The sequence below is a fragment of the Pseudomonas libanensis genome (genome assembly GCF_001439685.1).
GTDB lineage: Bacteria > Pseudomonadota > Gammaproteobacteria > Pseudomonadales > Pseudomonadaceae > Aquipseudomonas > Aquipseudomonas libanensis.
In genome coordinates this window covers 409,049-423,210 of record NZ_JYLH01000002.1, presented here as the reverse complement: position 1 = coordinate 423,210, position 14,162 = coordinate 409,049, and the positions used below count along the sequence as shown (strand labels likewise).

At 60.4% G+C, this 14,162-nt stretch carries 14 protein-coding genes; 7 read left to right on the top strand and 7 right to left on the bottom strand.

The genetic code is table 11. The features are described 5' to 3' along the window. The first annotated feature begins 28 nt into the window (after window positions 1–28). From TU73_RS04475 to TU73_RS04460, 4 genes are all read left to right on the top strand, one after another. Window positions 29–1,102 carry a class I SAM-dependent methyltransferase gene (locus TU73_RS04475; protein WP_043051406.1) on the top strand — a complete coding sequence of 358 codons (1,074 nt, stop codon included), beginning with the start codon at window positions 29–31 and terminating at the stop codon, window positions 1,100–1,102. Between the two features lie 120 nt (window positions 1,103–1,222). After that, on the top strand, window positions 1,223–1,552 hold the full coding sequence (locus tag TU73_RS04470) for a hypothetical protein (RefSeq protein WP_057011325.1): 330 nt from the start codon (window positions 1,223–1,225) through the stop codon (window positions 1,550–1,552). Between the two features lie 88 nt (window positions 1,553–1,640). After that, on the top strand, window positions 1,641–2,087 hold the full coding sequence (locus TU73_RS04465; RefSeq protein ID WP_057011167.1) for a GNAT family N-acetyltransferase: 447 nt from the start codon (window positions 1,641–1,643) through the stop codon (window positions 2,085–2,087). 3 nt (window positions 2,088–2,090) lie between these two features. After that, the gene (locus tag TU73_RS04460; protein WP_057011166.1) at window positions 2,091–2,351 is read left to right on the top strand and encodes a hypothetical protein; all 261 of its coding nucleotides are present in this window, start codon (window positions 2,091–2,093) and stop codon (window positions 2,349–2,351) included. A gap of 303 nt (window positions 2,352–2,654) precedes the next feature. Here the strand turns inward: TU73_RS04460 and TU73_RS04455 are convergent, their stop codons facing one another. Beyond that, window positions 2,655–3,017 (bottom strand): NUDIX hydrolase, encoded by a 363-nt coding sequence (locus TU73_RS04455; RefSeq protein WP_046072735.1) that lies wholly within the window; start codon window positions 3,015–3,017, stop codon window positions 2,655–2,657. Between the two features lie 128 nt (window positions 3,018–3,145). On the opposite strand from TU73_RS04455, the gene TU73_RS04450 reads away from it, so the two are divergent. The 3 genes from TU73_RS04450 (at window position 3,146) to TU73_RS04440 (ending at window position 5,504) form a co-directional block, all read left to right on the top strand. Next, window positions 3,146–4,123, top strand: coding sequence for a Gfo/Idh/MocA family protein (locus TU73_RS04450; protein WP_057011165.1), 978 nt, complete (start codon window positions 3,146–3,148; stop codon window positions 4,121–4,123). Window positions 4,124–4,169: 46 nt separating this feature from the next. Further along, the gene (locus TU73_RS04445) at window positions 4,170–4,799 is read left to right on the top strand and encodes a ribonuclease T2 family protein (RefSeq protein ID WP_057011164.1); all 630 of its coding nucleotides are present in this window, start codon (window positions 4,170–4,172) and stop codon (window positions 4,797–4,799) included. 117 nt (window positions 4,800–4,916) lie between these two features. Beyond that, window positions 4,917–5,504, top strand: coding sequence for a LysE family translocator (locus tag TU73_RS04440; RefSeq protein ID WP_057011163.1), 588 nt, complete (start codon window positions 4,917–4,919; stop codon window positions 5,502–5,504). Here the strand turns inward: TU73_RS04440 and TU73_RS04435 are convergent. From TU73_RS04435 to TU73_RS04410, 6 genes are all read right to left on the bottom strand, one after another. Further along, entirely contained in the window at window positions 5,446–6,339 is an 894-nt protein-coding gene (locus TU73_RS04435) for a helix-turn-helix transcriptional regulator (protein WP_057011162.1), read from the bottom strand. The genes TU73_RS04440 and TU73_RS04435 overlap by 59 nt on opposite strands. 326 nt (window positions 6,340–6,665) lie before the next feature. Continuing rightward, window positions 6,666–8,267, bottom strand: a complete 1,602-nt coding sequence (locus tag TU73_RS04430) for an ABC transporter ATP-binding protein (RefSeq protein WP_057011161.1) — start codon at window positions 8,265–8,267, stop codon at window positions 6,666–6,668. 1 nt (window position 8,268) lies between these two features. Next, entirely contained in the window at window positions 8,269–9,288 is a 1,020-nt protein-coding gene (locus tag TU73_RS04425) for an ABC transporter permease (RefSeq protein WP_057011160.1), read from the bottom strand. Window position 9,289: 1 nt separating this feature from the next. Next, window positions 9,290–10,363, bottom strand: a complete 1,074-nt coding sequence (locus TU73_RS04420) for a microcin C ABC transporter permease YejB (RefSeq protein ID WP_046072314.1) — start codon at window positions 10,361–10,363, stop codon at window positions 9,290–9,292. Further along, window positions 10,364–12,202 (bottom strand): extracellular solute-binding protein, encoded by a 1,839-nt coding sequence (locus tag TU73_RS04415; RefSeq protein WP_057011159.1) that lies wholly within the window; start codon window positions 12,200–12,202, stop codon window positions 10,364–10,366. Continuing rightward, entirely contained in the window at window positions 12,199–14,034 is a 1,836-nt protein-coding gene (locus tag TU73_RS04410; RefSeq protein WP_057011158.1) for an extracellular solute-binding protein, read from the bottom strand. Before TU73_RS04410 ends, TU73_RS04415 begins: the two co-directional genes overlap by 4 nt. Window positions 14,035–14,162 lie beyond the last annotated feature (128 nt).

Genomic DNA, 14,162 nt, shown 5'->3' with positions numbered 1-14,162 from the left:
ACCCAACAGACTTATCAAGGAGCGACAGATGTCAAACGTTACGGCAGTTGATAAAGCCAAGGTTCAACAGTTTTCGGCGCGCATCATGGAGGACTACGGCAACACCCTGCGCGGCGCCATGCTCTATATCGGCGACCAGCTCGGCTTGTTCAAGGCTCTGGCCGACGGCGAGGCGGTGACCCTGGAGGAGCTGGCACAAAAGACCGGCTACAACGCCCGTTACCTGCGCGAATGGCTGGGCAGCATGGTCACCGGCAGCTATGTGACCTACGACGCGCCCACCCGCCGTTACCAGATGCCCGCCGAATTTGTGCCGGTGCTCGCCGATGAAGACTCGCCGTATTTCGCCGGCGGCATCATCCAGTTGAGCGTGCCGTTCGTGAGCATGGCACCCAAGGTCATCGAGGCGTTCCGTAATGGCGGCGGCTGCGCCGAGGAGGCGTTCCCGCTGGAGACCTGGAAAGGCATGGAGCGCATGACCATGCCCTGGTACAAGCACTACCTGGTGCAGCACTGGATCCCTTCCCTGGACGGCGTCGAAGAGAAACTCAAGACCGGCGGCAGTGTCCTCGACTTCGGCTGCGGCGCCGGCCTGGCGGCGATCACCATGGCCAAGGCCTACCCCGAGGCGCGGATTGTCGGCTGCGACTTCCACTTGCCCTCCATCGAGTTGGCGCGGGCCAACGCCGAGGCGGCCGGTGTGGGCGACCGGGTGCAATTCGAGGTGAACGATTCCGATGCGCTGCGCGGCCAGCAATTCGACTTCGTGACCACCTTCGTGGTGATCCACGACGCCACCGACCCCCAGCAAATGCTCAAGGACCTGCGCGCAGCCACGGCCGCAGACGGCACCTACCTGATGGTCGAACTCAACCTTTCCGAAGAGCTGCACGAGAACATGAACCTGTTCGGCCGGGTCATGTACCCGCAGAGCACCCTCTATTGCATGACCTGCTCGCTGTCCCATGGCGGCGCAGGGCTGGGAGCGTTCATGGGTGAGAAGCGTGCCCGCCAGATGGCGCAAGCGGCCGGGTTCAGCCACTTCCGCAAAGTGCCTTCGGAGTGGCCGCCGATGCCGGCGTTGTTTGAGCTCAAGCCCTGACATGGGCCGCGCCTGCGACGGCTGCCTGAAGTTCGCACAGTAAGGCAATTTAGTGGCCCCTTTGTAACTAAATCCTCGCCAAAATCGCTTTTATTTTCAGGTGGTTAGGCGAGGATGCAAATGCGCACTGTGGGAATGATGCTGATTGCCTGCTCCCTGGCCGGCGGCGCGGCTACCGTGCAGGCCCGGGAATTGCGCGAGGGCGACAAGTACATGTGCAGCTGGGGCGCGGGCACTGCCGCCAGGGCCCAGGAACTCAAGTTGTCGGGGGTGTCGCTGTACGCCGCTCGGCAGAAGATCCAAAGCATCAAGTTCAATAAATCGTGGATGCGCATGATGGCCATGGGCATTACCGAACAGACCTATGACAGTCGTTCAAGGCTTAAGCCGGAGGCGATTCGCAAGAGCTTTTATCAGGATTGTTTGCGGTATAAGGTGGCGCGTAAATAAGCGAGTGCCACGCACTGGTGCTTACAAATCCACGACAACTCCATGTAGGTATTTGCATACAATCCCGTACTTCTTTATGGAGGCCCGTATGCAAGTGCTTATTCGAGCGGCGACAGCCGATGACGTTGACACGCTGTGTGCTATCCGCACCTCGGTGGCGCAAAACCATCTGAGCCTTAAGCAGATGGCCGACCTTGGCATTACTCCACAGGTATTGGTCGATACCCTGAGTGCGGCTCCCTGCGCCTGGATCGCGGAGGTCGATGGCCAGGCAGCCGGGTTTTCCATGGTTGACCTGGCCGAAGGCGAAGTGTTTGCGATGTTCGTGCTGCCCACCCATGAAAACCTTGGGCTCGGGCGCCGGCTGATGGCGTTGGCCGAGGCGGCATTGTTTGAACACCATGACAGGCTGTACCTGGTCACCGACGGGCGCGATGACATCCGCGCCAATGGCTTCTACCAGCGCCTGGGCTGGTCCGTCGTGGGCCGTGTCGAGGGCGACGACGTTCGTTATGAAAAGGGCAGGGCGCGGTAGGCCATGGATGCGCCGCAGCCGTCAGCGTCCAACAGCCTGCTTTATCTCGCGGTTGGCGTGCTGTGCGTCGCGGTGCTATTGGGGTTCTATTTCGTTCAAATCAACGCCAAGGCAGATCGCCAGCGTGAAGAGGCCGCCGAACGCCTCGCGCTGTGCCGTCACCTGGAACGGGTCGCGGGTGGGACCTCATCCCGTAACGACGAGCTTCGCCAAACGTGCACGCAACTGAGCGAGCAGTTGTTCAAGCGGGCGATGTCACATTGATTAATAACCCTTTTTTATAAGCGGGATTGTTCTAGGAGTATCTCCGATACTTGCACCAAAAAGTGGCGCTCATATTCTTCGTTACCTTAAAAAACATGTGGTTATTGAATGACTTACGCAATATATAATCCGACGAAAGGATTAAAATAATGTTGTTGCAGGTTTTTACAGTCGCTACTATAGCCGGGCGTTCACCTCCCACGGTTTATGCATTTTTAAATCCCAAGTTTCCATCAGCTACTTGGGATTTTTTTTGCCTGCGATTTGAGCTGGGGATTGAATTTCAGAACATTTCATCTGGCGTCAGAGACGACGCAGGAAGGATTTGACGATGTGGCGGGTGGCATCGGTGGTATCCAGTTCGTCCAGGGCCCCATAGGCGTACCACTGGCAGTCCACGATCTCATTGCATGGCCGTGCCTGGTCGATATTCACCACCGAGGCCTCGAACACATGGTGCAGGGTGTCGCGGGTCTTGAGTTCCTGTAAATACAGCAAGCCGTCCACGTTTAATCCGGTTTCTTCTTCCAACTCGCGTTCCGCCGCGCCGACCGGACGCTCGTCGGGCTCGACCTTGCCGCCTGGCAACGCCCATTTGGACCGGGCTTTGCGCACGAAGAGAATATGCTCCTCATGTGCGCAAATGACCGTTGCACGTATTTTCAATGCCTGTACCTCCCGCAGTGCGATCAATGTCATAAAAGTGTAATGCAATTGTCATGCTAGGTGGTTATGGCGTGCCGGGGCCTGTATGTGGATACTGCCGGTTTGACGAATACGAGCGAGGACATTAAATGAAGACCATACGCTGGGGCATGATCGGCTGTGGCAATGTCACTGAGTTGAAGAGTGGACCGGCTTTCTATAAAGCGCCAGGTTCGGCACTGGTGGCGGTGATGGGGCGGCGTCTCGATGCAGTGCGCGATTATGCGGCGCGGCACGGTATAGCGCGTTTCTACACCGACGCCCAGGCACTGATCGATGACCCCGAAGTGGATGCGGTATACATCGCCACGCCGCCCGACAGCCACCTTGAATACAGCTTGATGGTGGCGGCGGCCGGCAAGCATTGTTGCGTCGAAAAACCCATGTCGCTGAATGCCGAACAGAGTGCGTTAATGCAGCGCACCTTCGAACGCGCCGGGCTGCATCTGTTTGTTTCCTATTACCGGCGCTCGTTGCCGCGCTTCCAGCAAGTGCGTACCTGGTTGCAGGAAGGTCGTATCGGTGCATTGCGCCACCTGACCTGGACCCTGTGCAAGCCGGCCGCTGCGGCTGACAGCAACGCCGCCAATTGGCGCACTGATCCGGCGATTGCCGGTGGCGGCTATTTCGCCGACCTGGCCAGCCACGGCTTCGATCTTTTCCAGTACCTGGCTGGCGATATCGTCGAGGTCTCGGGCTATACCGCACGACAGGCCGGACGCTATGCGGCAGAAGATGCGGTAACCGCGTGCTGGACCTTTTCCAGCGGCGCATTGGGCATGGGCTGCTGGAACTTCGTGGCGGACCGTCGTGAGGATCGTGTCGAGTTGATCGGCAGCGAGGGGCGCATCCAGTTCTCAGTGTTCGAGGACCAGCCACTACACCTTGAAGGCGAGACCACCGAAGTATTGGAAGTGCCATGCCATGCCCATATCCAGTGGCACCACGTACTGAACATGAACGCCCATATCCGCGGGGAGGCCGAGCATCCGTCGCTGGCGATCGAGGCGTTGAAGACCGATATCATCCTGGACAAGGTGCTACAGCGTTACTCCCAGCATCCCTAGCCGTTGCAATAGCGTGAGGCTTCATTTTTTTCAAAGGAATACCGGGATGAAATACTGGATGGTGTTGTGGCTGCTGATCGCTACAGGTGCAACGGCGGCGTCGCGCAACCAAGGGCAAGCGGGGGAGTTTGATTTTTATGTGCTGTCACTGTCGTGGTCGCCGACGTTTTGCCTGACGCACCCAGGCAATGAGCAGTGTTCGGGCAAGGGCTATGGGTTTGTGCTGCACGGCTTGTGGCCGCAATACGCACGGGGTGGTTGGCCGGCCTCGTGTGCGCCGCAGTCGCGCCTGAGCGACGAGGAGATGGACAAGGGCGCAACGCTGTTTCCGACCCGCGCGTTGCTCAAGCATGAGTGGGCCAAGCACGGCACCTGCAGCGGGCTCGAGCCGCTGGAGTATCTGCAAAGGACAGACACGGCGCTTGGCGTGGTGGTCATCCCGCAACAGCTGCAGCCGTTCAATACACCGCCATCGCTGCCGGCACAGGAGATCGAGGCGCTGTTTCGCGAGAGCAACCCACGCATGGGCAACCACGGGCTGGCGGTGATCTGCAAGGGCAAGGTGCTCTCGGAGGTGCGCGTGTGCCTGACCAAGGACCTGGCGTTTGCCGGTTGCCCGCGCAGTGTGAAAAGCCAGTGCCGAGACGGTGATATTCGTATTCCTGCCCAGCGCTGAATGTCAATTCCAGCAGTGGGTATGGAGCAGGGCAAAGGGGCATTTTGTTCAATACCTTGATCGTTGCGCGCGTTACCGTGATCTCAACCTCGTTTGGCATCACAAGAAGGAACTGCAATGAGCTTGATCATTTCCATGGCCGCTTTCGCCCTCGCCACCTCCATCACCCCAGGGCCGGTCAATGTCGTCGCCCTGAGCAGCGGCGCGCGCTTCGGTTTTGCCGCCAGCCAGAAGCATGTGTTCGGCGCCGCCGTCGGCTTCACCTTGTTGCTGGTGCTGATCGGCCTGGGCCTGCATGAAGTGCTGGTGCGCTGGCCGGTCCTGACCCAGCTGATTCAGTGGGGCGGGGTCGCCTTCCTGCTGTACATGGCCTGGAAGCTGGCGGTGGACGATGGTCGCCTGGACGCCGACGGTACGGCAACCGCGCCGTCGATGCTGTACGGGGCAATCATGCAGTGGCTCAACCCGAAGGCCTGGCTGGCCTGTGTGGCAGGCATGGGGTTGTTTGCGGCTGATGGCGACGCTGGGCAGGTGTGGTTGTTTGCGGCGCTGTACCTGGTGATCTGCTACCTGTCGGTGGCGTGCTGGGCGTATGCCGGGACATTTTTGCGCCGCTACTTGAGCAACCCCCGGGGCGTGCGCCTGTTCAACCGCTCAATGGCCGGGTTGCTGGTGGCCAGTGTGGGTTATTTGCTGATGGCTTGAGGTTTTCGCGGTACTGCCCCGGCGTGGCGGCGAAGTGCTGTTTGAAGGTGCGCTGGAAATGCGCCTGGTCGGCAAAGCCTGCGGCCAGGGCGACGTCGGCAATCAGTGCGCCATTGCGCAACTGGCTGCGGGCAAACTGGATGCGCCGGTTGACCATGAACGCGTGGGGCGTCAACCCGTAATACTGCTTGAATGCGCGGATCAGATAGGACGGCGACAGCTCGGCCGCCTGGCAAATGTCTTCGAGTCTCAACGCCAGGGTACAGTGGGCGCGGATGTACTCGGCGGCACGTTCCAGCTTGTGGTTGACCTCACGCACTGGCGTCAGCGACGGATTCAGGCGCTGTTGCACCTCGGTGAAATAGCTCACCAGCGCACTCTGTTTTTGCAGCAGTTCGGCCTGTTCATCCAGGAGTATCCGGTACAGATCCAACAAGCCGAGGTACAGCCGCGTGTCACGAGTGTGGGGCGTATCGAAAGGCCGGTAACCCTGCTCGGTGCTGAAACCCAGCTGGTATTGCAGGTCGGTCAGCCACGGCGTGTCGAGGTACAGCATGTGATAGGACCAGGGCTGGTCATGGATAGGGTTGCACGCATGCACATCGCCTGGGTTCATCAGCACCACCGTGCCGGCGTTGATCTCGAAGGTCTGGGCGCCGTAGTGGTAATAACTGCGCCCGGTGGTGATCGCGCCAATGGAAAAATGCTCGTGGGCATGTCGGGTGTAGGTAACCTTGCGCCCGTCGGCGATGGTCCGCGCCTCGATGAACGGCAAGCGTTCGTCACGCCAGAAGCGCGGCGCATGCTCGGGGCGGGCAGTAGTGTTCATCGACATGGCGGTGGCTCCATCCCTTGAGAGATCGAGGGGTAATCATTACACACACGACCTGATCGTTGAAGCGTGCGCGTCCCCCTGTGGGAGCGGGCTTGCCCGCGAAGGTCGTTAACGATGACGCGGGAAATCAGAAAGAACGCGGCGCCCTCCAGTTCTTCGCGGGCAAGCCCGCTTCCACAGAAAAGCAAAAGCGCGCCGCTGCAAGAGCGGAACCCTAAGTGGCCGTTACCGCAGGAATGGATATGTACTCGGTCTGATCCAACTTCCCGCTCGCTGTCAGGCCGCCATCGGGGGCAAGCCCCTCTCACATTTCGCCCCACGTTCCGTCACGCAGGTACTAGAAAGGCTGCCTTGAGCAACTGGCGGGTATACGCGTGCTGCGGGTCAGCAAAAATACCTCGCGCGTCGCCTTGCTCCACCACCTGGCCTTGCTTGACCACCATCAACTGGTGACTCAGCGCCTTCACCACCGCCAGGTCATGGCTGATAAACAGGTAGGTCAGGTTGTACTTGGCCTGCAGGCTGCGCAGCAATTCCACCACCTGGCGTTGTACCGTGCGGTCCAGGGCCGAGGTGGGTTCGTCCAGCAGGATCAGGCGCGGCTTGAGCACCAGAGCGCGGGCGATGGCGATGCGCTGGCGCTGGCCACCGGAGAATTCATGGGGGTAACGATGGCGGGATTCGGGGTCCAGGCCCACCTCCTTGAGCGCCGCGATGATCGCTGCTTCCTGCTCGGCAGGCGTGCCCATCTTGTGGATGCGCAGGCCCTCGCCGACGATCTCGCTGACGCACATGCGTGGGCTCAGGCTGCCGAACGGATCCTGGAACACCACCTGCATTTCCCGGCGCAATGGGCGCACCTGTTGCTGGCTGAGCTTGTCCAGTTGCTGGCCTTCGAAGCGAATCCCGCCTTGGCTGGCGATCAAGCGCAAGATGGCCAGCCCCAGGGTGGACTTGCCCGAGCCGCTTTCACCCACAATGCCAAGGGTCTGCCCCTGGGGCAGGCTGAAGTTGATCCCGTCCACGGCCTTGACGTAGTCGACGGTGTTGCGCAAGAAACCTTTCTTGATCGGAAACCAGACTTTCAGGTCGTCGACTTCCAACAACGCTGGCCCTACCGCGTTGTTGGCCGGCCCACCGCTAGGCTCCGCCGCCAGCAACTCCTGGGTGTAGGGATGCTGGGGTGACTGGAACAGCGTCTCGCAATCGGCCTGCTCGACGATGCAGCCCTGCTGCATCACGCACACGCGGTGGGCGATGCGTCGCACCAGGTTGAGGTCGTGGCTGATCAGCAGCAGCGCCATGCCCAGCCGGGCCTGCAACTCCTTTAGTAGTTCGAGGATCTTCAACTGCACAGTGACGTCGAGGGCCGTGGTCGGCTCATCGGCAATCAGCAGTTCCGGCTCGTTGGCCAGGGCCATGGCGATCATCACCCGCTGGCGCTGGCCGCCGGACAATTCGTGGGGCAGGGCCTTGAGGCGCTTGTGCGGCTCGGGGATGCCCACCAGCTCCAGCAACTCCAGAGTGCGCTGGGTGGCGACCTTGCCGGTGAGGCCCTTGTGCAGGCCGAGTACTTCGTTGATCTGCTTCTCGATGCAATGCAGCGGGTTCAACGAGGTCATCGGCTCCTGGAAGATCATTGCAATACGGTTGCCGCGAATATGCCGCAGGGTTTTTTCTTTCAGGGTCAGCAGGTCCTGCCCGGCATATTCGATGGTGCCGGACGGGTGCCTTGCCAACGGGTAGGGCAGCAGGCGCAGGATCGAATGGGCCGTCACCGATTTGCCGGAACCGCTTTCACCCACCAACGCCAGGGTTTCGCCACGCTTGATGTCGAAGCTGACGTGATTGACCACGCGATGGTGATGCTCGCCCGTGACGAACTCGACACTCAGGTCGCGGATTTCGATCAGATTGTCCTGAGTCATCTCATTTCCTCGGGTCGAACGCATCGCGAGCGGACTCGCCGATAAATACCAGCAAACTCAACATGATCGCCAGCACCGCGAAGGCACTCATGCCCAGCCACGGCGCTTGCAGGTTGGATTTGCCCTGGGCCACCAGCTCACCCAGCGACGGCGAACCTGCCGGCAGCCCGAAGCCGAGGAAATCCAGGGCGGTCAGGGTGCCGATGGCGCCGGTGAGGATGAAGGGCAGGAAGGTCATGGTCGAGACCATCGCATTGGGCAGGATATGGCGGAACATGATCGCGCCGTTCTGCATGCCCAACGCCCGTGCCGCACGCACGTATTCGAGGTTGCGCCCACGCAGGAACTCGGCACGCACCACGTCTACCAGGCTCATCCACGAAAACAGCAGCATGATCCCCAGCAGCCACCAGAAGTTCGGCTGCACAAAGCTGGCCAGGATGATCAGCAGGTAGAGCACCGGCAAGCCGGACCAGATCTCCAGGAAACGTTGCCCGGCCAGGTCGACCCAACCGCCATAAAAGCCCTGCAAGGCGCCGGCAATGACGCCGATGATCGAGCTCAGTATGGTCAGGGTCAGGGCAAACAGCACCGACACGCGAAAGCCATAGATCACTCGCGCCAGCACATCACGGCCCTGATCATCGGTGCCCAGCAGGTTGATGCTCGAAGGGGGCGCGGGGGCGGGTACTTTCAGGTCGTAATTGATGCTCTGGTAGCTGAACGGAATCGGTGCCCACAAGGTCCAGGCGTCCTTGGCCTTGAGCAGCTCCTGGATGTACGGGCTCTTGTAGTTGGCTTCCAGGGGGAACTCGCCGCCGAAGGTGGTCTCCGGGTAGCGCTTGAGCGCCGGGAAGTACCAGCCGCCGTCGAAGTGCACCGCCAGGGGCTTGTCGTTGGCGATCAACTCGGCGCCCAGGCTCAGCACGAACAGCACCAGAAACAGCCACAGCGACCACCAGCCACGCTTGTTGGTCTTGAACCGCTCGAACCGGCGGCGATTGAGGGGGGACAGGTTCATCTCAATGCTCCCGGCTGGCGAAGTCGATACGCGGATCGACCAGGGTGTAGGTGAGGTCGCCGATCAGTTTCACGACCAGCCCCAGCAAGGTGAAGATAAACAGCGTGCCGAACACTACCGGGTAATCGCGGTTGATCGCCGCCTCAAAGCTCATCAGGCCCAGGCCGTCGAGGGAGAAGATCACTTCCACCAGCAACGAGCCGGTAAAGAAGATGCCGATGAAGGCCGAAGGGAAACCGGCGATCACCAGCAGCATGGCGTTGCGGAACACATGGCCATAGAGCACGCGGTGGTTGGTCAGGCCCTTGGCCTTGGCAGTGACCACGTACTGTTTGTTGATCTCGTCGAGGAAGCTGTTCTTGGTCAGCAGGGTCATGGTCGCGAAGTTACCGATCACCAGCGCGGTGACGGGCAGGGCCAGGTGCCAGAAGTAATCGAGGATCTTGCCGCTCCAACTCAACTCATCGAAGTTGTTGGAGGTCAGGCCGCGCAACGGGAACCAGTCCAGGTAGCTGCCTCCGGCAAACACCACGATCAGCAGGATCGCAAACAGGAACGCCGGGATCGCATAGCCGACGATGATCGCCGAGCTGGTCCACACATCGAAGTGGCTGCCGTGGCGTGTAGCCTTGGCGATCCCCAGGGGGATCGATACCAGGTACATGATCAGGGTGCTCCATAGCCCGAGGGAGATGGACACCGGCATCTTTTCCTTGATCAGGTCGATGACCTTGGCGTCACGGAAGAAGCTATCGCCGAAATCCAGCTGGGCGTAGTTCTTGACCATGATCCACAAACGTTCCGGCGCCGACTTGTCAAAGCCGTACATCTTTTCGATTTCCTGGATCAGCGCCGGGTCCAGGCCCTGGGCGCCACGGTAGCTGGAACCGGCCACCGCGACTTCGGCACCGCCACCGGCGATGCGGCTGGTAGCGCCGTCAAAACCTTCGAGCTTGGCGATCATCTGCTCCACCGGGCCCCCGGGGGCGGCCTGGATGATGACGAAGTTGATCAGCAAGATCCCGAACAGCGTGGGGATGATCAGCAACAGGCGGCGAACAATATAAGCCAGCATTCAATCGCCTCCGCTCGCCGTATCGGCGTTTTGCGTGGTGTCCAGGGAGACCGCCGGTTTGACGTCGGGCTTGGCCCACCAGGTGGCCGTGCCCACGTCGTAGCGTGGTGAGACCTTCGGATGGCCCAAATGGTCCCAGTACGCCACGCGGAAGGTCTTGATGTGCCAGTTGGGAATTACGTAGTAACCAAACTGGAGTACGCGATCCAGGGCCCTGGCGTGGGCTATCAGGCTCTGGCGCGAGCCGGCGTCGATCAACTCTTCCACCAGTTGGTCGACGGCGGGGTCCTTGAGGCCCATGTAGTTGCGGCTGCCGGGCTTGTCGGCGCTGGAGGATTTCCAGAATTCGCGCTGTTCGTTACCCGGTGAAGTGGATTGCGGAAAACTGCCCACCAGCATGTCGAAGTCCCGCGAGCGCAGGCGGTTGATGAACTGCGAGACATCCACCCGACGAATCACCAGGTCGATGCCCAGGTCCGCCAGGTTGCGCTTGAACGGCAGCAGGATGCGTTCGAACTCGGTCTGGGCCAGCAGGAACTCGATGGTCACCGGCTTGCCGGTGGTGTCGACCATCTTGTCGTCGACGATCTTCCAACCGGCCTCTTGCAACAGTTGGTAGGCCTCGCGCTGCTGGGTGCGGATCATGCCGCTGCCGTCGGTTTTGGACGGCTCGAAAGCCTGGGTGAAGACTTCGGCAGGGATCTTGTCGCGCAACGGTTCAAGGATCGCCAGCTCATCCGGGCCGGGTAAACCGGTGGCGGCCATTTCCGAATTTTCAAAGTAGCTGCGCGTGCGGGTGTAGGCGCCATTGAACAGCTGCTTGTTGCTCCATTCGAAATCCAGCAACAGGCTGATGGCCTTGCGCACCCTTACATCCTGGAACATCGGCTTGCGTGTGTTGAACACGAAGCCCTGCATGCCGGTTGGGTTGCCGTTGGGAATTTCTTCCTTGATCAAGCGGCCCTGGGTCACTGCCGGAATATTGTAGGCATTGGCCCAGTTCTTCGCGCTGAACTCCAGCCAGTAGTCGAACTGCCCGGCCTTCAAGGCCTCCAGGGACACGGTACTGTCGCGGTAGTAGTCGGTGATGCGGGTATCGAAATTGTAGAAGCCCTTGGTCACCGGCAGGTCCTTGGCCCAGTAGTCCTTGACCCGCTCGTAGCGGATCATGCGTCCGGGCTTGACCTCGGCCACCTGGTACGGCCCGCTGCCCAGGGGGATTTCCAGGTTGCCCTTGGAAAAATCGCGGGTCGCCCACCAGTGCTTGGGCAGTACCGGCAACTGCCCGAGGATCAGCGGCAATTCACGGTTGTTGGTGCGCTTGAACTTGAACAGCACACGCAGCGGGTCCTCGGCCACCACTTCATCGACGTCGGCGTAGTAGTTGCGGTACAGCGGGTTGCCGTCCTTGATCAGGGTCTGGAAGGTGAACACCACGTCTTCGGCGCGGATCGGGTGGCCGTCGTGGAAGCGTGCTTCGGGACGCAGGTAGAAACGCACCCAACTGTTGTCCGGGGCCTTTTCGATCTTGCCGGCCACCAGGCCGTATTCGGTAATGGGCTCATCCAGGCTTTGCATGGCCAGGGTGTCGTAGATCAACTGCAGGTTGTCCGCCGGCACGCCCTTGCTGATGTAAAGGTTGAGACTGTCGAAACCGCCCATGGCCGATTCACGGAAGGTGCCGCCCTTGGGGGCGTCGGGGTTTACGTAGTCAAAATGCTTGAAGTCGGCGGGGTACTTGGGTGGCTCGTTGTAGAGGGTCAGCGCATGTTGCGGGGCGGCTTGGGCCGCAGTGCACAGCAACAGGCTGGCTAGCACGGTAGTACGCAAAGACATCATTGGGCTTTCTCCGAAGCTTTCAGCCACCACGCGCTCAGGCCCAGGCTATAGGGCGGCGTGGTGACGAAGGCGAACCGGTTGCGGTACGCCAGGCGATGATAGTTGAGGTACCAGTTGGGAATGCTGTAGTGCTGCCACAGCAGCACACGGTCCAGGGCACGGCCGGCGGCCAGTTGTTCTTCGCGGGTCTGCGCCGCCAGCAGTTGGTCCAGCAAGTGATCGACCACCGGGTTGGCGATACCCGCGTAATTCTTGCTGCCCTTGATCGCGGCCTGGCTGGAGTGGAAGTACTGCCACTGCTCAAGACCGGGGCTTAAGGTCTGGTTGAGGGTCATCAGAATCATGTCGAAATCGAATTGATCGAGGCGCTGTTTGTACTGTGCACGGTCGACCGTGCGCAAGCGGGCGTCGATGCCGATGCGGGTCAAATTTTCGACATAAGGTTGCAGGATGCGCTCAAGGTTCGGGTTGACCAACAGAATCTCCAGGCGCAGCGGTTGCCCGTCCTTGTTGAGCAGGCGTTGCCCTTGTCCCGACAGCTTCCAGCCGGCGTCGCCGAGCAAGGCCAGGGCGCGGCGCAGGGTGTCGCGGGGGATGCCGCGACCGTCGGTTTGCGACAGGTTGAAGGGTTGGGTGAAGAGGGCGGCTGGCAATTGGTCGCGGTAAGGGGAAAGCATCAACCACTCATGCCCGGTCGGCAGGCCGCTGGCCGAAAACTCGCTGTTGGGGTAATAGCTCACCGAACGCTTATAGGCGTTGCTGAACAGGGTGCGGTTGGTCCATTCGAAATCGAACATCAAACCCAAGGCTTCGCGCACCTTGGCCTGGCTGAACGCGGGACGCCGGGTGTTCATGAACAACCCCTGGCTCTGGGTGGGGATCTGGTGGGCAATCTGCGCCTTGATCACGTCACCGCGATTGACCGCCGGGAAGTTGTAGCCCGTGGCCCAGTTCTTGGCCTGGTGTTCGATATAGATGTCGAATTCGCCGGCCTTGAAGGCTTCAAAGGCCACGTCGCTGTCGCGATAGAACTCCACGTCGACTTTGTCGTAGTTATAGAAGCCGCGGTTGACCGGCAGGTCCTTGCCCCAGTAGTCCTTGACCCGCTCGAACACCAGTTGCCGGCCAGGGGCGACCTTGGTGATGCGATAAGGCCCGCTGCCCAGCGGCGGCTCGAAGGTAGTGGCCTTGAAATCGCGGTTCTTCCAGTAGTGCATGGGCAGCACCGGCAGCTCGCCCAGGCGCAGGATCAGCAAGGGGTTGCCGGCACGCTTGAATACAAAGCGGATGCGGTGGCGGTTGAGGATATCGACCCGCGCCACTTCCTGCAGGCTGGTGCGGTATTGCGGGTGGCCTTCGGTCAGCAGGGTGCGATAGGAAAATGCCACATCATCGGCAGTGATCGGCTTGTCATCGTGAAAGCGCGCCTCGGGGCGCAAGTTGAAGACCACCCAGCTGCGGTCTTCGCTGTATTCCACTGACTGGGCAATCAGGCCGTAGCTGGAGGTGGGCTCGTCGCCGGATGGCGCGTATTGGCCGGTGCCGACCATCAAGGGTTCGTTCAGCTCATTGACACCGTATTGCAGGAAATTGCCGGTGGCAACCGGGCTTGTGCCCTTGAAGGTGTAGGGATTGAGTGTATCGAAGGTGCCAAACGCCATCACCCGCAATGTGCCGCCTTTGGGCGCTGCAGGGTTTACCCAATCGTAATGGGTGAATTTGGCCGGGTACTTGAGTGTGCCGAACTGCGCATAACCGTGGCTCTCGGTGATCGTCGCGTTCGCTGCAAAGCTCAAGGCCAGACTTATTAGTAGAAGGAGGGGACGCTTCAAGTCAGAGATCCGATCCAGGCGGCTTGGGCTTTATGATCGGTACAGTAACAGCTTGTTCCGGTTGGAAAAAGCTGTTGAGAGCAGTGAGGGCCCAATGTGGGAGGGGGCTTGCCCCCGATAGCGGCATG